This is a genomic window from Lysinibacillus sp. BSL11 (genome assembly GCF_052928325.1).
This window is the reverse complement of record NZ_JAVGCX010000030.1, coordinates 1-17889: the sequence shown is the minus strand read 5'-3', so window position 1 is coordinate 17889 and position 17889 is coordinate 1. Positions and strand designations below refer to the sequence as shown.

At 39.6% G+C, this 17889-nt stretch carries 16 protein-coding genes, 15 tRNA genes and 2 pseudogenes; 27 read left to right on the top strand and 6 right to left on the bottom strand.

Annotated elements, in window-relative coordinates; translation table 11 throughout:
• Positions 1 to 35 precede the first annotated feature (35 nt).
• The 15 genes from RCJ95_RS23440 to RCJ95_RS23370 all read left to right on the top strand — a co-directional run bounded on the left by RCJ95_RS23440 (position 36) and on the right by RCJ95_RS23370 (position 1435).
• Positions 36 to 124 (top strand) — tRNA-Leu (locus RCJ95_RS23440).
• An 8-nt stretch (positions 125 to 132) separates the two neighbouring features.
• A tRNA-Arg gene (locus RCJ95_RS23435) sits at positions 133 to 209 on the top strand.
• A 9-nt stretch (positions 210 to 218) separates the two neighbouring features.
• Positions 219 to 295, top strand: a tRNA-Pro gene (locus RCJ95_RS23430).
• Between the two features lie 16 nt (positions 296 to 311).
• Positions 312 to 387 (top strand) — tRNA-Ala (locus RCJ95_RS23425).
• 28 nt (positions 388 to 415) lie between these two features.
• A tRNA-Met gene (locus RCJ95_RS23420) sits at positions 416 to 489 on the top strand.
• Positions 490 to 496: 7 nt separating this feature from the next.
• A tRNA-Ile gene (locus RCJ95_RS23415) sits at positions 497 to 573 on the top strand.
• Between the two features lie 15 nt (positions 574 to 588).
• Positions 589 to 681, top strand: a tRNA-Ser gene (locus RCJ95_RS23410).
• A gap of 53 nt (positions 682 to 734) precedes the next feature.
• A tRNA-Met gene (locus RCJ95_RS23405) sits at positions 735 to 809 on the top strand.
• 3 nt (positions 810 to 812) lie between these two features.
• Positions 813 to 888, top strand: a tRNA-Asp gene (locus RCJ95_RS23400).
• A gap of 58 nt (positions 889 to 946) precedes the next feature.
• Positions 947 to 1022 (top strand) — tRNA-Phe (locus RCJ95_RS23395).
• Between the two features lie 5 nt (positions 1023 to 1027).
• A tRNA-Gly gene (locus tag RCJ95_RS23390) sits at positions 1028 to 1101 on the top strand.
• Position 1102: 1 nt separating this feature from the next.
• Positions 1103 to 1179, top strand: a tRNA-Ile gene (locus tag RCJ95_RS23385).
• A gap of 4 nt (positions 1180 to 1183) precedes the next feature.
• Positions 1184 to 1260, top strand: a tRNA-Asn gene (locus tag RCJ95_RS23380).
• Positions 1261 to 1270: 10 nt separating this feature from the next.
• Positions 1271 to 1361 (top strand) — tRNA-Ser (locus RCJ95_RS23375).
• A 2-nt stretch (positions 1362 to 1363) separates the two neighbouring features.
• Positions 1364 to 1435, top strand: a tRNA-Glu gene (locus RCJ95_RS23370).
• Positions 1436 to 1572: 137 nt separating this feature from the next.
• Here the strand turns inward: RCJ95_RS23370 and RCJ95_RS23365 are convergent.
• A pseudogene (locus RCJ95_RS23365) lies at positions 1573 to 2241 on the bottom strand (ABC transporter ATP-binding protein); the annotation flags it as partial.
• Here RCJ95_RS23365 and RCJ95_RS23360 point away from each other — a divergent pair.
• The 5 genes and pseudogenes from RCJ95_RS23360 to RCJ95_RS23340 all read left to right on the top strand — a co-directional run.
• A pseudogene (locus RCJ95_RS23360) lies at positions 2242 to 2869 on the top strand (ABC transporter substrate-binding protein); the annotation flags it as partial. It lies immediately after the preceding pseudogene.
• A gap of 135 nt (positions 2870 to 3004) precedes the next feature.
• Positions 3005 to 4219, top strand: coding sequence for a diaminopropionate ammonia-lyase (locus tag RCJ95_RS23355; protein ID WP_312128081.1), 1215 nt, complete (start codon positions 3005 to 3007; stop codon positions 4217 to 4219).
• Positions 4220 to 4363: 144 nt separating this feature from the next.
• A complete protein-coding gene (locus tag RCJ95_RS23350) occupies positions 4364 to 5125 on the top strand; it encodes a MerR family transcriptional regulator (RefSeq protein ID WP_221681082.1) in 762 nt (253 codons plus the stop codon).
• 75 nt (positions 5126 to 5200) lie between these two features.
• Positions 5201 to 5650, top strand: coding sequence for a TraR/DksA C4-type zinc finger protein (locus RCJ95_RS23345; protein WP_446722824.1), 450 nt, complete (start codon positions 5201 to 5203; stop codon positions 5648 to 5650).
• 47 nt (positions 5651 to 5697) lie between these two features.
• A complete protein-coding gene (locus RCJ95_RS23340) occupies positions 5698 to 6624 on the top strand; it encodes a dipeptidase (RefSeq protein WP_274769994.1) in 927 nt (308 codons plus the stop codon).
• 12 nt (positions 6625 to 6636) lie between these two features.
• Here RCJ95_RS23340 and RCJ95_RS23335 read toward each other — a convergent pair whose 3' ends face one another.
• Entirely contained in the window at positions 6637 to 7557 is a 921-nt protein-coding gene (locus RCJ95_RS23335; RefSeq protein ID WP_036078494.1) for a 1,4-dihydroxy-2-naphthoate polyprenyltransferase, read from the bottom strand.
• 249 nt (positions 7558 to 7806) lie between these two features.
• Here RCJ95_RS23335 and RCJ95_RS23330 point away from each other — a divergent pair, with 249 nt between their 5' ends.
• The 6 genes from RCJ95_RS23330 to RCJ95_RS23305 all read left to right on the top strand — a co-directional run bounded on the left by RCJ95_RS23330 (position 7807) and on the right by RCJ95_RS23305 (position 15543).
• Positions 7807 to 9192: an isochorismate synthase gene (locus RCJ95_RS23330; RefSeq protein WP_221681079.1), complete on the top strand. Its 1386-nt coding sequence runs from the start codon at positions 7807 to 7809 to the stop codon at positions 9190 to 9192.
• Entirely contained in the window at positions 9185 to 10900 is a 1716-nt protein-coding gene (gene menD / locus RCJ95_RS23325) for a 2-succinyl-5-enolpyruvyl-6-hydroxy-3-cyclohexene-1-carboxylic-acid synthase (RefSeq protein WP_221681078.1), read from the top strand. Before RCJ95_RS23330 ends, menD begins: the two co-directional genes overlap by 8 nt.
• The gene (gene menH / locus RCJ95_RS23320) at positions 10897 to 11706 is read left to right on the top strand and encodes a 2-succinyl-6-hydroxy-2,4-cyclohexadiene-1-carboxylate synthase (protein WP_221681077.1); all 810 of its coding nucleotides are present in this window, start codon (positions 10897 to 10899) and stop codon (positions 11704 to 11706) included. Before menD ends, menH begins: the two co-directional genes overlap by 4 nt.
• A 63-nt stretch (positions 11707 to 11769) precedes the next feature.
• Positions 11770 to 12588, top strand: coding sequence for a 1,4-dihydroxy-2-naphthoyl-CoA synthase (menB, locus tag RCJ95_RS23315; protein WP_004225917.1), 819 nt, complete (start codon positions 11770 to 11772; stop codon positions 12586 to 12588).
• Between the two features lie 247 nt (positions 12589 to 12835).
• On the top strand, positions 12836 to 14260 hold the full coding sequence (locus RCJ95_RS23310; protein WP_221681097.1) for an o-succinylbenzoate--CoA ligase: 1425 nt from the start codon (positions 12836 to 12838) through the stop codon (positions 14258 to 14260).
• A gap of 131 nt (positions 14261 to 14391) precedes the next feature.
• Complete coding sequence (locus RCJ95_RS23305) at positions 14392 to 15543, top strand: transglutaminase domain-containing protein (RefSeq protein WP_328024115.1); 1152 nt, start codon at positions 14392 to 14394, stop codon at positions 15541 to 15543.
• Between the two features lie 21 nt (positions 15544 to 15564).
• On the opposite strand, the gene RCJ95_RS23300 is transcribed toward RCJ95_RS23305, so the two are convergent.
• From RCJ95_RS23300 to ytzI, 4 genes are all read right to left on the bottom strand, one after another.
• Positions 15565 to 16605, bottom strand: coding sequence for a metal ABC transporter solute-binding protein, Zn/Mn family (locus tag RCJ95_RS23300; RefSeq protein WP_274769986.1), 1041 nt, complete (start codon positions 16603 to 16605; stop codon positions 15565 to 15567).
• 109 nt (positions 16606 to 16714) lie between these two features.
• Entirely contained in the window at positions 16715 to 16948 is a 234-nt protein-coding gene (gene yidD, locus RCJ95_RS23295) for a membrane protein insertion efficiency factor YidD (protein WP_016992521.1), read from the bottom strand.
• Positions 16945 to 17106, bottom strand: coding sequence for a hypothetical protein (locus tag RCJ95_RS23290; RefSeq protein WP_016992522.1), 162 nt, complete (start codon positions 17104 to 17106; stop codon positions 16945 to 16947). Before RCJ95_RS23290 ends, yidD begins: the two co-directional genes overlap by 4 nt.
• 29 nt (positions 17107 to 17135) lie before the next feature.
• The gene (gene ytzI / locus RCJ95_RS23285) at positions 17136 to 17282 is read right to left on the bottom strand and encodes a YtzI protein (RefSeq protein WP_221681073.1); all 147 of its coding nucleotides are present in this window, start codon (positions 17280 to 17282) and stop codon (positions 17136 to 17138) included.
• 137 nt (positions 17283 to 17419) lie between these two features.
• Between ytzI and RCJ95_RS23280 the strand changes: the two genes are divergently transcribed.
• The gene (locus RCJ95_RS23280; RefSeq protein ID WP_221681072.1) at positions 17420 to 17737 is read left to right on the top strand and encodes a transposase; all 318 of its coding nucleotides are present in this window, start codon (positions 17420 to 17422) and stop codon (positions 17735 to 17737) included.
• The last annotated feature ends 152 nt before the right edge of the window (positions 17738 to 17889 follow it).

Sequence of the window (17889 nt, the reverse complement as noted above, 5' to 3'; positions counted from 1 at the left end):
TCGCGAGTTCGAACCTCGTCTTCCGCTCCAAATGTGCCGGGGTGGCGGAACTGGCAGACGCACAGGACTTAAAATCCTGCGGTAGGTGACTACCGTACCGGTTCGATTCCGGTCCTCGGCACCATTTTAAATGCGCCCGTAGCTCAATTGGATAGAGCGTCTGACTACGGATCAGAAGGTTATGGGTTCGACTCCTGTCGGGCGCGCCAAAAGAACAACGGGAAGTAGCTCAGCTTGGTAGAGCACTTGGTTTGGGACCAAGGGGTCGCAGGTTCGAATCCTGTCTTCCCGACCATTTCCAAAAAAATTATGGGGCCTTAGCTCAGCTGGGAGAGCGCCTGCCTTGCACGCAGGAGGTCAGCGGTTCGATCCCGCTAGGCTCCACCATAAGTAAATTAACCAGTATAAAGATCCTGGCGGCGTAGCTCAGCTGGCTAGAGCGTACGGTTCATACCCGTAAGGTCGGGGGTTCGATCCCCTCTGCCGCCATCTTAAAGGACCTTTAGCTCAGTTGGTTAGAGCAGACGGCTCATAACCGTCCGGTCGCAGGTTCGAGTCCTGCAAGGTCCACCATTTATATATTGTAACGGAGGTATACCCAAGTCTGGCTGAAGGGATCGGTCTTGAAAACCGACAGGCGGGTAACACCGCGCGGGGGTTCGAATCCCTCTACCTCCTCCAGTTTTAAATTTTTATAAATGGTGCTTTAAAAACTCGAAACAGCATAAAATTATCGCGGGGTGGAGCAGTGGTAGCTCGTCGGGCTCATAACCCGAAGGTCGTTGGTTCAAATCCAGCCCCCGCAACCAAAAGGTCCCGTGGTGTAGCGGTTAACATGCCTGCCTGTCACGCAGGAGATCGCCGGTTCGATCCCGGTCGGGACCGCCATTTTTAAAATAAAAGTCATGAGAAGCAAAAGAGTGAGTAAGCTTAGCATGGACGAAATGGGTCAGTAGCTCAGTTGGTAGAGCATTAGATTGAAGCTCTAAGTGTCGGCGGTTCGATTCCGTCCTGACCCACCATTTATGCGGGTGTAGTTTAATGGTAAAACCTCAGCCTTCCAAGCTGATGTCGTGGGTTCGATTCCCATCACCCGCTCCAAGGGCCTATAGCTCAGCTGGTTAGAGCGCACGCCTGATAAGCGTGAGGTCGATGGTTCGAGTCCATTTAGGCCCACCATTATTCCGAAGTAGCTCAGTTGGTAGTAGCACCTGACTGTTAATCAGGTTGTCGCAGGTTCGAGTCCTGCCTTCGGAGCCATTTTTATTTTGGGGAAGTACTCAAGAGGCTGAAGAGGCGCCCCTGCTAAGGGTGTAGGTCGGGTAACCGGCGCGAGGGTTCAAATCCCTCCTTCTCCGCCATGGGCCCGTTGGTCAAGTGGTTAAGACACCGCCCTTTCACGGCGGTAACACGGGTTCGAATCCCGTACGGGTCATACTAAGTGCAGTAGATGAATTTACATCTACTGCACTTTTTAATTTATTAGATACTTAGATTAATAACATAGCTATATTAAATGAAAGCCTACACAGATTAATCATTCTGTGTAGGCTTATTTTTTCAAATTAACGATTAAATTTTTCGTCCTTTTCCATATGGGATGCAAAGAGGTGTACCAAAGATTGGATCTGTCGTCATTTGGCAATCAAGGTCAAACACATGACTAACTAAATCAGTTGTCATAATTTCTTCTGGTTTCCCTTGACGATAGACACCACGGTCACGCACTGTAATAATATGATCGGCATAGCGACAAGCAAGATTAATATCATGTAATACCATAATGATAGTTCGCTTTTGCTGTTGGTTCAATTCGTACAGTAAATCTAAAACGTCTATTTGATGAGTTAAATCTAAGTATGTCGTAGGCTCGTCTAAAAAAATGATATCTGTATCTTGAGCAAGCGTCATAGCTATCCACGCACGTTGACGTTGTCCTCCTGATAGCTCATCTACTGGTCTATCTTGTAAATGCTCAGTACCTGTAGCTTTTAAAGCATTTAAAACGATTTCTTCATCCTTTTCAGTCCACTGTTGTCGCCAACTTTGGTAAGGATAGCGACCTTGTTTCACAAGTTGTAGGACAGTTAATCCTTCTGGTGCAACAGGAGATTGGGGAAGAATAGAGAGGTTTTTAGCCACTTGTTTTGTTGATAATTTAAAAATATCCTCACCATCTAATAAAACGGAGCCTTTTTTAGGTTTTAATAATCGAGCAATGGAGCGTAAGAGTGTGGATTTAATTTAATTATTGGCAATAAATTACGACAAGAAAAAGATTATGCGAAACTTAGCAAAATTGCTCCAACAGTGTTTTCTGAAACATTACGTGGCGACTGGAAAGAGAATTTTAAATTATTCGCTAAAGCAGTAAATCAAGAAACAAAAGGTGAAGAAGTACTAAAAGCTTACGAAGATAAGTTACAAGCACTGAAAGAAGAGCTTGGAGAACAAACCAACCAACCAAGAAGTTTCATTTGTACGCTTTATGGCCGATAAATCTCGTATCTATTACACAGATTCATTCTCAGGTGTGATTTTTGATGCTTTAGGATTTAAACGTGTTGCAGCGCAAGCAGATTTATTTAAAGATAATGCAAAACTAGGAAACTTAGCGATTGAAGTTGGGAAAGAAGCAATCCCTCAAATGGATGGGGATGTTATTTTCTACTTCACGTACATGCCAACAGGTGATGATTCAGCACTAGCAACTGAACAAGAGTGGACACAAGACCCACTTTGGAAAAACTTAACAGCTGTCCAAAAAGGCAATGCACATAAGGTGGATGATGTCATTTGGAATACGGCTGGAGGCATTTTAGCTGCGAATATTATGCTAGATCAAGTGAAAGAAATCTTTGTTAAATAATTTTCTCATAAACTATACATTTATCGGTGTTTGATAAATGTATAGTTTTTTTATTTCCTAATATATACTCTCCTGGTACTTTTAAGTTAGATAGACTATGATGTAGATATTGACCGTAAATTGAGGGGGATGGCGATGAAGGAAAAATTAAGGTGGGTTTATAATCAGCATTATTTAGAGCAAGACCATATAAAACAAGCAACTGCAATACTTCCATATTTTTCACTAGACCAAGTGAGAAAGATTGGTCAATTTCAGCGTACATATGAGCATTTTGAGAAGACACCACTCCATCATCTTGAGGCACTATCTTCATATATGGGTGTAGAAAAAATCATGATTAAAGATGAATCTTATCGATTTGGTTTAAATGCCTTTAAAGTTTTAGGCGGAATTTATGCAATTGCACAATATGTTGCCAATAAGCTTGGAAGGAATATAGAGGAGCTATCGTTTGAACAGTTAAAAACCCCAGAAGTAAGAGCGCAAGTAGGCAATCCAACATTTATTTCAACGACAGATGGTAATCATGGTCGTGGTGTGGCCTGGGCGGCAAGAGAACTGGGTTTTCAAGCAAGAATATATATGCCAACTGGTAGCTCCGCTGAGCGGTTACTGCATATTAAAAGTGAAGGGGCTTTTGCTGAAATTACGACAATGAATTATGACGATACTGTTCGTTATACCTCACGGCTTGCACAAGAAAATGGCTGGGTCTTGATTCAGGATACGATGTGGGAAGGCTATGAAGAAATTCCATTATGGATTATGCAGGGGTACACAACCCTTGTACAGGAGATTGTTGAACAGATTCAGCAAGCCCCAACACATGTATTTTTGCAAGCTGGTGTGGGGTCCTTTGCCGGAGCAGTAGTAGCATTTTTACAGCAATACTATGAGCAGAAAATTACATTTGTCTTGGTTGAGCCTCATGTCGCTAATTGCTATTATGAAAGCTTTAAGAAAAATACAGATCAATTTGTCACTGTTGGTGGAGAGATGCAAACAATAATGGCAGGTCTTGCTTGTGGTGAACCTAATCCACAGGCTTGGCAAATCTTAAAAACCTTTATAAAAATAAGTATCTCGTGTGAGGAAGAAATAGCAGCAACGGGTATGCGCGTTCTAGGAAATCCTTTAGCTACAGACACCCGCATTATAGCTGGTGAATCAGGAGCGGCGCCATTTGGTTGCTTTTATGAAATAATGACTAATAAACAATATAAGGAATTAAAACATGCCTTGCACCTAAATGAACATGCAAGGGTGCTGTTTATTAATACAGAGGGTGATACAGATAAAGAGAGTTATCGAGAAATAGTATGGCATGGGAAATATGCGAATCAATAGCAAACTAGTGATTTACTAGTTTGCTATTTTTACTTTTGTAAAAGGATATGAAGGTATGATTAAGTTTAATTAAAATTTTTTTATTTTACTCTTGACCTTAACGTTGCGTCAAAGCTTACAGTAGCATTAAGTGGAGGTGATGATATGGAATATACCATTCAGGAGCTTGCTCAACTATCGGGTGTTAGTACAAGAACATTGCGTTATTATGATGAAATTGGATTGCTAAAACCAGCAAGAACCAATGAGGCAGGTTATCGATTTTATGGCCAATGGGAGGTCGATATGTTGCAGCAGATTTTATTTTATCGTGCATTAGATATGAAATTAGCGACAATTCAGACTATTGTTCAAGCACCAAATTTTCAGCATGCTGAGGCGCTCAAAACACATAGAGCTGCTTTGCTTCAACGCAAAGAACAGTTGGAAACGATCTTACAGACAGTAGAAAAAACAATACAATCCATTGAGGAGGAACAACCAATGTCAAATGAAGAAAAATTTAAAGGCTTTAAAGAAAAGTTAATGGAGGATAACGAAAAGCAGTACGGCAAAGAAATCCGTGAGAAATATGGGAATGAAACAGTGGATGCATCCAATGCTAAGCTTATGAACATGACGGAGCAACAATATCAAGCGATGCAACAGCTAGAACAGCAAATGTTTGAACGCTTAGCAGAGGCAATGAAACTTGGAGATGCTGCAAGTGACATTGCGATGGAAGTTGCAGAGTTGCATAAACGCTGGCTCAACTTTACGTGGAAAGAGTATTCCAAAGAGGCACATGCAGGGCTGGCACAAATGTATATTGCTGATGAACGTTTTACAGCTTATTATGATGAACGTGGTGAAACAGGAGCAGCGCAATTTTTGCATGACGCCATTATAGCTTATACAAGTAAGTAAATAGGTCTTCCTTATGCTGACATGTTTTAGAAATCGTAAAATAGGAAAAAATGAAAGCATAAGGAGGAGATTATTGTGGATCAACAAGTAATGCAACAATTAAAAAGACAACTAGAGCAAGAATTACAAGAAATAGAACAACGAATAGAAGAATCAGAGCGACCTCAAGCGACAGAACTATCGAATTATGATAATCATCCAGCTGATAATGCAAGTGATTTAACGGATCAGCTTACAGAAATGGCTATTGATGAGCATCGTGGTGATAATGCTGAAGAAATAAAAGAAGCTCTTCAAGCAATGGCAGACGGTACATATGGCAAGTGTGCAGTCTGTGGTAAAGAAATTCCGATTGGTCGCTTAAAGGCAATGCCGCAAGCTCTGACATGTGTGGAGCATGCTGAAAAGAAAGAAGACAGTTTACGACCAGTGGAAGAAGATGTTCTTGCTTCAACACCAAAATCAGATGATTTTATCGAGCTGGAGGAATTCGGCTCTTCTGATACACCACAGGATAAAATGTAGTCAGCTTTTCCTTACAGAAGCAGTATAATAACTGTAGAGGTGAGGATATGAAGATTATTGATTTACATTGTGATGCGCTTTTAAAGTTAACTACTCTTGAAACGGCAAATTTTGCAGAGGATGTGCGACTACATGCTAATCAAAAAAGATTGCAATTAGGGCAAGTAGAGGCTCAAGTGTTCGCTATCTTTATTGACCCAAAAATCGCGCAAAATTTGCAATTTCTTGAGGTCATGCGCCAAATCGAAGCATTCCATACTCACGTAATACAAACAGAGGGCATGGTGCATATTACAGATTGGGCACAGTTAGATCAATTAGCTCCACACGAAATAGGAGCCATTTTAAGCTTAGAGGGCTGTAGTGCCATTGGCGAAGATTTAACAAAACTGACAGCTGTACTGGATGCAGGAGTGAAATTAGTAGGTTTAACGTGGAATGAAGAAAATGCTGTGGCTCATGGTGCTGAACAGGATGCAACTCTTGGTTTAAAGCCATTTGGTAAAGAAGTTATACAATTATTAAATGAACGCGATATTATTATTGATGTATCTCATCTAAATGAGCAAAGCTTTTGGGATGTTTTGCCGCTTGCAAAGCATATTATTGCAAGCCATAGTAATGCACGTGCACTATGTGATCACCCGCGTAACTTAACAGATGACCAGGCAAAGGCACTTGTAGAGGCGGGAGGACATATCCATGTAGTTTATTTCCCACTCTTTATAGGCAAAGGTGCAACACTAGACCATTTAGTGGGACATGTGGAGCATTTAGCAAAACTGGTAGGTGTGGAGCATATTGGATTAGGCTCCGATTTTGATGGGATTGATCGGACTGTCAGTGGCTTAGCACATGCAGGAGAGGCGCAAAATTTACTAGAGGCATTACGTACACGCTTTTCAGATGAAGAAGTGTACGATATTGCAAGCAAAAATTTTCGACGCTATGTAAAAAAAGCAGCAACCCGTTAAGGCTGCTGCATCTTAATAAAAGAAATAATGAATTAATAAACCGATTCCTAATAGGAAGCCGAAGAATGTATTTGTTTGCGCTGTATATTTCATCGCAGGCATTACCTCTTTGGCTTCTTTTTTGTCTCGGAAAATTTGAATGGCACGTAATGGTTTTGGAATACTTAGGAAGATGATTAATGCCCAAAAAGTAATGCCATCAACTGCTACAAGAGCAATCACCCATAAATAAGAGACGATAAAAAAGCCTGATAACACGGAAATCGCATTATCACGTCCTACCAAAATAGCTAAAGTTTTTCGTCCGCCTTCTGTATCGCCAACGATATCACGTATATTGTTCGATAGCATAATGGCACCGACTAAAATCATGCTTGGTACAGAGAGCAAGACAGCATCCAGTGTTACTGTAAGCGCTTGAATATAGAAGGCAATTAATACAATGCCCATCCCCATTACTGCGCCAGAAACAATTTCACCAAATGGCGAATAGGCGATTGGGTACGGTCCACCTGTATATAAAAAGCCAATAAGCATACAAACAAGTCCGACAGCAGCTAACCACCAAGATGTTGAGGCACATATGTAAATGCCAAGAAGCATGGCAATAGCATAAAAGCTTAATGCAATCATCATAATTGTCTTTGGCTGTACACCATGACGGACAATCGTTCCGCCAATCCCGACGGAATGCTCGTTATCTAATCCTAATTTGTAATCATAATATTCATTGAACATATTCGTTGCTGCTTGTATAAGCATACTTGCAATGAGCATAGCAAAAAATAGTCCAAAATCAATTGTTTCTTTTTCAATTGCTAAGGCAATTGCTGTTCCTAGGAATACAGGAACAAATGAAGCGGTTAAAGTATGTGGACGTGTTAAATGCCACCAAACTTTAAAACCCCTATCAGCTTCAATGACTTTGGTCATAAGGTCTTTCTCTCCTTCAAATGTTGTCGACTCTTCTTATTTTAAACGAAGATTGAGAAAATGGGTAGGTTCACAGCTTATTACATACTGTTTAATGAAAAAAAGTGATACAATAGAACATGCATTTATGAACTGAAAATAAAAAAGAACGATTAGCAACAGGACGAATCACGTGTTGCCAACCAAAATATGATGTGTTATTTAATCATCATTAAAATTATGTACATTGCAACAACGGAGGTAATTTTCATGCAACAGAAGTGGTACCAAGCCACAGAAGTAGAAGTGGACTCTTTGGGCCAAAGCCTTCATTTTTATATGGAAACAATGGAAGTAAGTCGCCTATCTGCACTGGCGTTTTATGCAGCTGGCGAGGAATGTTATAAAGGTGAACGATTTTATTGGCAAAATAGAGAGAAAACAATGACATTAGTTGGGCTAGGACATGCTCATATTATTCAAAACAACGCTAAAGAAAACCGCTTTGATGCAGTTGAAGCGGAATGGAAAAACATAACGAAAAACTGTCCAAAAGGTCAACAAGAGTTACAACCAATTTTGTTTGGCGGTTTTACATTTGATCCTCAAAATAATGTAGATGGGGAATGGACGGATTTCCCAGAGGCTTATTTTGCATTAGCAACGTTTCAACTGGTGATACGCGATGATAAAGCATATGTGAGTATTCATCTTTTGACACAAGACCAACAGGCTGAGGATCAGTTCGAAGCTTTAAGAAAAGAGCGAGATCATTTAATCCATGCAGCTCAGGTTAAAGAAGTGAAAACGTATACAAAACCTGAAATCACAAGTTATTTTGAACCATATAAAGAACCTTATTTAGCCTCAATCGATCAAGTGACAGCATTAATTAAACAGAAAAAGGCAGATAAGGTGGTCATTGCACGATCACTTGCTTTGCAATTTAAAGAGTATGTATCCGCACCACAAGTACTTTCTCAAATTATTCATGAACAGCCAGAAAGCTATTTATTTGGTTTAGAGCATAGACATTTATTGTTTTTCGGAGCATCACCCGAACGACTTGTGAAGGTAGAAGATGGTCGAGCATTTTCTTCTTGTATTGCTGGCTCAATTAAACGAGGTAAGACTGCAGAGGAAGATGAGGCTTTTGGACAAAGTTTATTAAATGACCCTAAAAATGGCGGAGAACATCAGTATGTTGTGGATATGATTGCGGAAACATTCCGTAAAAATTGTGTGGACATGACGGTGCCAGATAGACCACGCTTGTTAAAAATACGAGATATTCAACATTTGTATACACCTGTTGAAGGTCAGTTAAATCAGGATGCAACAATCTTACAATTGACTAAATCATTACACCCAACACCCGCTTTAGGTGGTGTACCACGCACGGAAGCATTGGCAGCCATCCGTAAATATGAGCCGATGAATCGAGGACTGTATGCTGCGCCAATAGGCTGGCTAGATGCAGAGGGGAACGGTGAATTCGCAGTTGCCATTCGTTCAGCAGCCTTATTAAATGATAAAGCTTATTTATATGCAGGCGGTGGAATCGTCGCAGATTCCGAACCACAATCTGAATATGAAGAAACATTAGTAAAATTCCGTCCAATGCTTCGTGCGCTAGGGGGACAATTACATGAGTGAACGAAAAATACTAACAGATTATGTTTATAAAATGGTCGCATCACTAGTGCAGGCTGGTGTAGAAAACGTTGTCGTTAGCCCAGGCTCACGTTCAACGCCGCTTGCTTATGCGGTTGCATCTACTAAACAAGTAAAAATGTATCGGCAGGTAGACGAGCGCTCAGCAGCATTCTTTGCGCTAGGGCTTGCTAAGGCAACTACTAAGCCTGTGGTTCTTTTATGCACATCTGGTACAGCAGCAGCTAACTATTTTCCTGCGATTGTGGAGGCAAGCTATGCACGTGTACCATTAATTATTATAACAGCTGATCGCCCACATGAATTACGTGAGGTAGGCGCTCCACAGGCTATCAACCAACCCAATTTATATGGTTCACATGTGAAGTGGAGTGTTGATTTTCCGTTAGCAGATGGTGCTGAACCAACATTGCCTTTTATTGAGCGCCATCTTGCTCGTGCGGTAGCCATTGCCACGAGCGCACCTTTTGGACCCGTCCATATTAATGTACCTTTCCGTGAACCACTATTAATTGATTTACAGCAGGAGCTACCAGCAGTGACGTTTAAGCACAGCAGTATGGGACAATTAACCCCAACACGTGTGGATCAACAGGAACTATCCTCTATTATACAATCGACTAAAAGAGGTTTTATGATCATTGGTGAGTTAGCTCTTGGTACAGAATTATCCATTGTTTGGGAATTTGTACGTCAGCTGAAGTGGCCTGTCATTGTTGAAAGTTTATCGAATATGCGTACATCCGTACCAGAGGATTGTTTACCATATATCGTGACAACCTATGATGCCATTATGAAGAGTGATGACTTCAAAGCACTGGTGCAACCAGATACAGTAATCCGAATAGGGGCACAACCAGTCTCGAAGTTTATGATGCAATTTATTACAAAGTCACGACCAAATGCATATGTGATTATCGATGAAGATCCTATGTTCAGAGATGCTACAGGCGTATCTACGCATTTTATTCATGCGAATGTCGATCAATGGCTAACAGAATTAGCTATCACTGAAACAGCTATCGAGGAAACATACTTAGCTGAATGGCAAAAAGCGAATCAGCTTGCTTCTATGTATATTGAGCAATATTCAGAGGTAGAAAAAGATGAAGGGGCTATAGTCAGTCGTTTACTCAAAATGATTCCTGACGGTAGTGATATTTTCGTTAGCAGTAGTATGCCAGTACGAGATATTGATACATTTTTATTGGCTACACCGAAAGATTTACGTGTTTTTGCCAATCGAGGAACGAACGGGATTGATGGTGTTGTATCAACAGCAATCGGTTTCAGTCAAGGAAATAATCGAGAAAGTTATTTACTGATTGGTGATTTAGCTTTTTTACATGATGTGAATGGACTCATTGCTTCCAGATATCAGGAATGTAACTTAACGATTATTGTGATGAATAATGATGGTGGTGGTATTTTTTCTTATTTACCACAGTCAACTGTTGAAGATCACTATGAGGATTTATTTGGCACACCGACAGCCCTCGAATTCCGTGATATTGCACATATGTATAATATGGACTATGTACGTGTCGAAACAATCTCTGAGCTTTCTGAAAAATTTTCAACTTGTAAAAACCATTCTTTACGATTAGTTGAAATATTTACAGATAGAACTGAGAATGTGAATGCACATCGAGGTCTATGGAATCGAATTAATGCGGAGTTAAAAGCATGACAAAGTGGATGATTCGTGGTCTTGAAACCCATGTCGACATATGGAATGAAAACGGTGAATACACAGTCGTTGCCTTACATGGATTTACCGGTAGCTCAGCAACATGGCATAATCTAGCACAAGCTCTACCTCATGTGCGTGTTATTGCGGTTGATTTAATCGGACATGGTCAAACAGCTATTCCACAGCACGTACAGCGTTTTTCTATGGAAGAGCAATTACAGGATTTAGAAGAACTATTTTGCCAGCTTCATTTAGAGAAATTTACACTGCTAGGCTATTCAATGGGTGGAAGAATCGCTTTATCCTATGCCATTTCGTATCCAGCTCGCATACATCAGCTCATTTTAGAAAGTGCTTCTCCTGGCTTGCGAACAATGGAAGAGCAACATGAACGTTGTAAGCGAGATGAAGAACTGGCGCAAAAAATAATGACAAATGGTTTACTGTCCTTTGTCAATGCATGGGAAAGCATCCCGCTTTTTGCTTCACAGCAACGTCTACCTAAAAGGGTAAGAGAAACCATTCGAGAAGAGCGACTTTCACAGAAGGAAGAGGGACTTGCTGGTAGCTTGAGAGGTATCGGGACAGGCGTTCAACCTTCAAATTGGGATAGACTGATGCAACTAGAAATACCTGTCCTGCTAATTACCGGTTCATTGGATGAGAAATTTTGTAAAATTGCACTAGAAATGAAAGCGCTATTAAATACTGTTAAGCATTTAACAGTAAATGACGCTGGACATGCAATTCATGTGGAAAATCCCGCTGAGTTTGCTACAATAGTAGAGGAGTATTTAACGTAATATACGATTACGTTAGCGCCTCGCTAGAAACGAGACGAATTTAATGATATAGGAGGCAATTCAATGACACGTCAATGGACAACATTACATACTTATGAAGACATTAAGTATGAGTTCTATAACGGTATCGCAAAAATTACGATTAACCGTCCAGAAGTGCGTAATGCATTCCGCCCAAAAACGGTAATGGAAATGATTGACGCATTCTCACGTGCACGCGATGATAAAAATATCGGTGTTATTATTCTAACTGGTGAAGGTGAACATGCTTTCTGCTCAGGCGGAGACCAAAAAGTTCGCGGTCACGGTGGCTACGTAGGAGAAGATGAAATTCCACGTCTAAACGTTCTTGATTTACAACGTTTAATCCGTGTAATTCCAAAACCTGTAGTAGCAATGGTAGCTGGCTACGCAATTGGTGGAGGACACGTTTTACATGTTGTCTGTGACTTAACAATTGCAGCTGACAATGCTCGCTTTGGACAAACTGGACCAAAAGTAGGTTCATTCGATGCTGGTTATGGCTCAGGCTATCTTGCTCGTATTATTGGTCATAAAAAGGCACGTGAAATTTGGTACCTATGCCGTCAATACGATGCACAACAAGCACTTGATATGGGCTTAGTCAATACAGTTGTGCCTTATGCGCAATTGGAAGATGAGACAGTTCAATGGTGTGAAGAAATGCTTCAAATGTCACCAACTGCACTACGCTTCTTAAAAGCAGCGATGAATGCAGATACAGATGGTTTAGCAGGTCTTCAACAAATGGCTGGAGATGCTACACTTCTTTACTACACAACTGATGAAGCAAAAGAAGGCCGCGATGCATTCAAAGAAAAACGTCAACCAGATTTCGGTCAATTCCCAAGATTCCCTTGATTAATATAGGGTTGAAAGCTCGTATCTTTTGGAGATACGAGCTTTTTATATGTCTTGAGCAGATTGAGGATAAAAATCTAAAAGTAGGGGATAGAAGCGGCTAAGAGGTGGATAAAATTATTAAAGTAGCGGATAGAACTCAATAGGTGAAGGATAGAGGTTTTCACTAAAAAGCTAGATACTACATGGAGTAATAGACAAACTAGATGGGAAAGCGTTAAGATGTAGGGTGATTGGAGTGACAAAGATGTATCCTAACTGGATTTTACAAAGAGCTTATTTAACACCATTGCGCAAGGCACTTACTTTTAAAAAGCAAAGCTGGACTTTTCAAGAATTAAATAATGAATCGATAAAACGTGCTCGACAATTAGTGACACTCGGTATTCAACAGGGTGATCGAATTGCTATTATGGGGCCAAGTAAGCCTGAGCTTGTGATCATGATGTATGCCTGCATGCATCTGCAATGTGAAATGGTGATGCTTAATCGTAGACTTTCACAGGATGAGTTGGCTTATCAGTTAGAGGATTCAGAGGCTGTAGCCGTATTGGTTGCCGATGAGGATATAGCAAAGCTGCCATCTGAAACAACCTATCATTTATTTTCAGCAATTGAAAAGGGTGCAGAGAGTGCAGTAGATATTGTAAAGGAATGGCCTCTTCATCAAACAACTACGATTATGTATACGTCGGGTACAACAGGCTTTCCAAAAGGGGTTCGCCAAACAGTTGGAAATCATCAGGCTAGTGCCACTGCCTCCGTTTTAAATATTGGGCTGCAGGCGCATGACATTTGGCTATGTGCGGTCCCTTTATTCCATATTAGTGGATTCTCCATTTTAGTGCGTTCTCTGCTATATGGAAATCAAATCTTTTTATATGAGCAATTTGATGTAGAAGCTATCGCACAAAATATTATGGATGGGGATGTCACCCATATGTCTGTTGTAGCGGTGACCTTGGAACGAATTCTACATACGCTAGAGCAACGCAATGCGAAAGCGTCATCTTATTTTAAGTTAATGTTAGCTGGAGGTGGACCTGTTCCCGTTGATTATTTAGCGAGAGCACATGCGTTAAATTTAGCTGTCGCACAAACGTATGGGATGACAGAAACCTCCTCACAAACAGCCACATTGGCAAGTGAAGATGCTATGCGGAAAATTGGTTCTGCTGGAAAGCCTTTATTTTTTAATCAAATAATGATTGCTGAGCCAAATGCTAAAGGTGAAGGGGAAATTTGCATACGAGGTCCTCATGTCACACCTGGCTATATTGGACGTTTTGCACAAAAAAATGCAACGAAGGCTGGCTGGCTTCATACAGGTGATATTGGTTATGTGGATGAAGAGGGTTATTTATTCGTCATTGATCGAAGGGCAGATTTAATCATTTCAGGGGGAGAAAATATTTATCCTGCAGAAATAGAAAATGTACTACTCACACACCCAGCTGTCAAAGAGGCGGGTGTATGCGGTATGCCTGATGAACAATGGGGTCAGGTACCCATTGCCTTTATCGTGTTAAATGAGCAGGTATCTGTTGAGCAACTAAAGGCCTTTTGTTTACAGAAACTTGCTAAATATAAAGTGCCTAAAGAAATGATTATTACAGACAGTCTTCCGCGCAATGGTGCGGATAAATTGTTGAGACGGAAATTATTACAATAAAAACTTCGTGAAAGAAGTCTTCTAAAAAGGAAGGCTTCTTTTTTATTTGAACTTTTAGCATGAAATTAATCATTTATTAACATAATAAAAAAAGAGAGGCATAAACTATTTAGTAAAGGAGAATGACTCATATGAGGAAATATATATATAATGTTGTCATTATATTATTTGTTCTACAAATGAGTCATGTGCAAGTATTTGCAAACTATGAAAAAGAAGATGTAGCAACAGCTCATTCAATTGAAACACTACAATCTCTCATTAATAAAGAAGTTATGCATCTATCATCCGAATTCTCGATTCGTTATACTGGTGACTTAGCCGAGATAAAAGATGAACTAACAGAAATTACTAAAAATGCAATTGAAAACTCTTATATTTATACTAATATTTCAAGTTTCCAATGGAAGTACGAAGGTTATAGCAATAATATTGTCATTGCCTTTGCATTTACGTACCATCTATCACAAACAGAGGCGTTATTTGTCGAGCAAACTTTGGAAAATATTATTGCACCTATGCATGGATTAAGTGACATAGAAAAACTACAGGCTGCACATGATTTTATTGTATTGTCCGCGGAATACTCTAAGGAAACAGAAGGAAGTCAATATTCTCCATATACATTATTAACGGAGAATAAGGGCGTCTGTCAGGCATATGCTTTAGTGCTATATCGAATGTTAGAAATGCTGGGTTTTGAGGTACAATATGTACCAGGAAAAGTAGGAGAACAGCTACATGCCTGGGTATTAGTGAAACTTGATCATGCTTGGTATCATATTGATGTGACATGGGATGACCCTTTGCCTGATCGTAAAGGAGAAGTTCGCTATCAATATTTTTTAGTGTCGGATCGCCAATTAGCACAAGATCATACATGGGATTATGCAAGTTTCCCTGCTGCAACAAGCGAGAAATATATAGATTTGCAGGAAGAAACAAAAAGACAAAGTTTAGCAACACCTATACAACATCAATTGAATCAAATTATGGGGTTATCAATCATCGGAGAAAATCGGTTAGCCGTACAACAATTAGTGGAACAGCCGATGAAGCTTGTTACTCAAAAAACAAATAAACAAGACAATTTAGTTCAGTTTAACTTTACTGAGTGGCCACCTATGCTAGTAGAAAGTAGTATAATGGCTTTTGTTGTCCTTCAGCCAAAAGCTAAGCATGTGACTAAGCAAAAAACAATGAAGTGGCTAGGGTCTTTTTATCGAACGGAAAAACGGATGCCAAAAGAAAAATACGTCATAATAAAGGAGGTGTCCCAATAGAGGGGCACCTCCTTACTCATATTATTGAACGCTTAAAGCTTTTTCTAATGTTTGAATATTTTTTTGCATCAATGTGAAATAGGTTTCTTTATTTTTTTCATCATCAGCTGTTAATACGCTTAAATTATGCAAGACAAGAGATTCTGCACCAACTTCTTTTTGAATAATCTCTGCTAATTTGGAAGAGACGTTTTGTTCAAATAAAATATAGTGAATGTGCAATTCATTTGCTTTGTCTACAATCTTTGTTAATTCCTTTTGAGATGGCTCATTTTGTGAATTCAAGCCAGCAATCGGCACTTGAGTTAAGCCGTATTGACCTGCAATATAGCCAAATGCAGCATGGGATACAAAGAATGTTTTATTTTGTGCTTTGTCAGTCATTGCTTTGAAATCTTGATCTAAATCCTGCAATTCTTTTACTAACGCATCATAATTTGTGTTAAAAGTTGCCTCCTGTGCTGGCATTTTTTCAACTAGTGTGTTTTTAATAGCCAGTGCTAAGTCTTGACTAATTGTAGGAGATAACCAAACATGCGGATCGATATCCCCATGCTCATGCTCATCATGTCCATGTTCTTCAGCTTCATGTTCATGATTGTCCTCTGCTGTACCGTGCTCATGCTCATCATGTGCGTCTACTTCATGTTCTTCATCTTCTGCATGAACATGTCCTGTGCTTACAGCTAATTTTTCATCTGAAACTTCATCAGCAGTTGCCACCATTGTGACATCTTCGTTCGCTAAAGTTTTTTTAGCGTTTTCTACAAAGCCTTCAAGTCCTAAGCCAATATAGAAAAAGATATCAGCATCTGCTAATTTCATCATATCTTTTTGAGTTGGCTCGAAGGTATGTTCATTCGCACCAGCTGGGTATATAGAAGCTACTTCAACATAATCTCCACCAATGCGCTGTGCAAAATAGCTTAACGGATAAACCGTTGTATAAATACTTAATTTATCTTTTTTCTCAGTCTTTTGGGATGTGGACGATTTGTCTCCACAAGCGGCAGTAAATAAAGCAAGAACTGCGACTAACAGTAATACATATAGTTTTTTCATATAAGTAAGATACCTCTCTTAAATAGTAATCATTACGATTTATTTTTTAGAACAGTTATTATGATAACGCACAACTTAAAAAAGTACAAGAAAAAAATGCCCTCCGAAATTAATTCTTTTTCGAAGGCCATTTTTCAGGCACAGGATCAAAGCCACCAGGATGAAATGGATGGCATTTGGATATACGTGTAATGGTTAAGAGGAAGCCTTTGAATGCACCGTGCTTTTGAAAAGCTTCGAGCCCATAAGAAGAACAGGTAGGATGAAAACGACACGTAGGTGGCGTCATAGGTGAAATAAATTTTCTATAAAACTGGATGAGCCAAATAAAGGGGTATTTCATCGTTGCTCTTCCTTTTGCTGAGACGTAAGTTGTTCAGGCTTTGGATCAATTGTTTGTGTAAAAATATTATTTTTTTTCTTCATAATGATAATGACAGAAACACCAAACATTAGCATCATCATCGCAATCATAATGATAATTGGTAAAGGTACGCCCATTTCTTTCACTCCAAATTCAGTAATGGTATTTAATTTTCCTCTTGATGATAGCTTTGCTTCGGTTTTTCATCAACAGTATGTTTAAAGGCATAGGCACGGTTGACACTGATAATTGTCGCAATGGTGATTAAAATAACGATGATAACTGCGACTATTAAGAGCGTAGTTAAACTCATAGTATTCACTCCGTTCTTTATTCATCATACCTATTATAAATTATCTGGTCCTATTAATTGTGAAGGAAGTTTGACATAAAAGCGAATAAAACAACACCTATCACTCCATACTATGGAAAAAGGAGTGAATCGTAAAGATGGATCGTCAGCGCGTATATTTTTCACTTGCCAATAGAACGTATTATACCAACCCATATGCAGGCCCATGGAATTTCGAACTCAATGTAGATCGACAAGCATTAGATGTGTTTGAGAGAATCTTTCAGCAAATGCAACTGTTGGAAATTTCGAATGCATGGCGTGCACAGTTACCGTATTTACAGTATCACCTAGATAGAGAAAATGATGAAATAGATAAAAGATTAATGAAAATCTATGCACTTGTTCATGAATATGGAGATGATGATACGAAGGCATTCGTTGAGCAGCTTCCTTATTTCAATAAGCGTGTCTAGCGAATAGGGGAAAAGGTCACTGAATTAAACTGTACCCTATAAGATAGACACTTGAAAAAGGTCATCTTATAGGGCATTTTTGTTTATAATTGAAAAAAACAAGATTCGGAGCCACTACTATGACTAAGAACTTTTTAACACCCCACCAACAA

Coding starts and splice junctions, on each gene's coding strand:
- RCJ95_RS23355 (WP_312128081.1), top strand. CDS start 3,005: ATGAAGGAAAAATTAAGGTGGGTTTATAATCAGCATTATTTAGAGCAA.
- RCJ95_RS23350 (WP_221681082.1), top strand. CDS start 4,364: ATGGAATATACCATTCAGGAGCTTGCTCAACTATCGGGTGTTAGTACA.
- RCJ95_RS23340 (WP_274769994.1), top strand. CDS start 5,698: ATGAAGATTATTGATTTACATTGTGATGCGCTTTTAAAGTTAACTACT.
- RCJ95_RS23335 (WP_036078494.1), bottom strand. CDS start 7,557: ATGACCAAAGTCATTGAAGCTGATAGGGGTTTTAAAGTTTGGTGGCAT.
- RCJ95_RS23330 (WP_221681079.1), top strand. CDS start 7,807: ATGCAACAGAAGTGGTACCAAGCCACAGAAGTAGAAGTGGACTCTTTG.
- menD (WP_221681078.1), top strand. CDS start 9,185: ATGAGTGAACGAAAAATACTAACAGATTATGTTTATAAAATGGTCGCA.
- menH (WP_221681077.1), top strand. CDS start 10,897: ATGACAAAGTGGATGATTCGTGGTCTTGAAACCCATGTCGACATATGG.
- menB (WP_004225917.1), top strand. CDS start 11,770: ATGACACGTCAATGGACAACATTACATACTTATGAAGACATTAAGTAT.
- RCJ95_RS23310 (WP_221681097.1), top strand. CDS start 12,836: ATGTATCCTAACTGGATTTTACAAAGAGCTTATTTAACACCATTGCGC.
- RCJ95_RS23305 (WP_328024115.1), top strand. CDS start 14,392: ATGAGGAAATATATATATAATGTTGTCATTATATTATTTGTTCTACAA.
- RCJ95_RS23300 (WP_274769986.1), bottom strand. CDS start 16,605: ATGAAAAAACTATATGTATTACTGTTAGTCGCAGTTCTTGCTTTATTT.
- yidD (WP_016992521.1), bottom strand. CDS start 16,948: ATGAAATACCCCTTTATTTGGCTCATCCAGTTTTATAGAAAATTTATT.
- RCJ95_RS23290 (WP_016992522.1), bottom strand. CDS start 17,106: ATGGGCGTACCTTTACCAATTATCATTATGATTGCGATGATGATGCTA.
- ytzI (WP_221681073.1), bottom strand. CDS start 17,282: ATGAGTTTAACTACGCTCTTAATAGTCGCAGTTATCATCGTTATTTTA.
- RCJ95_RS23280 (WP_221681072.1), top strand. CDS start 17,420: ATGGATCGTCAGCGCGTATATTTTTCACTTGCCAATAGAACGTATTAT.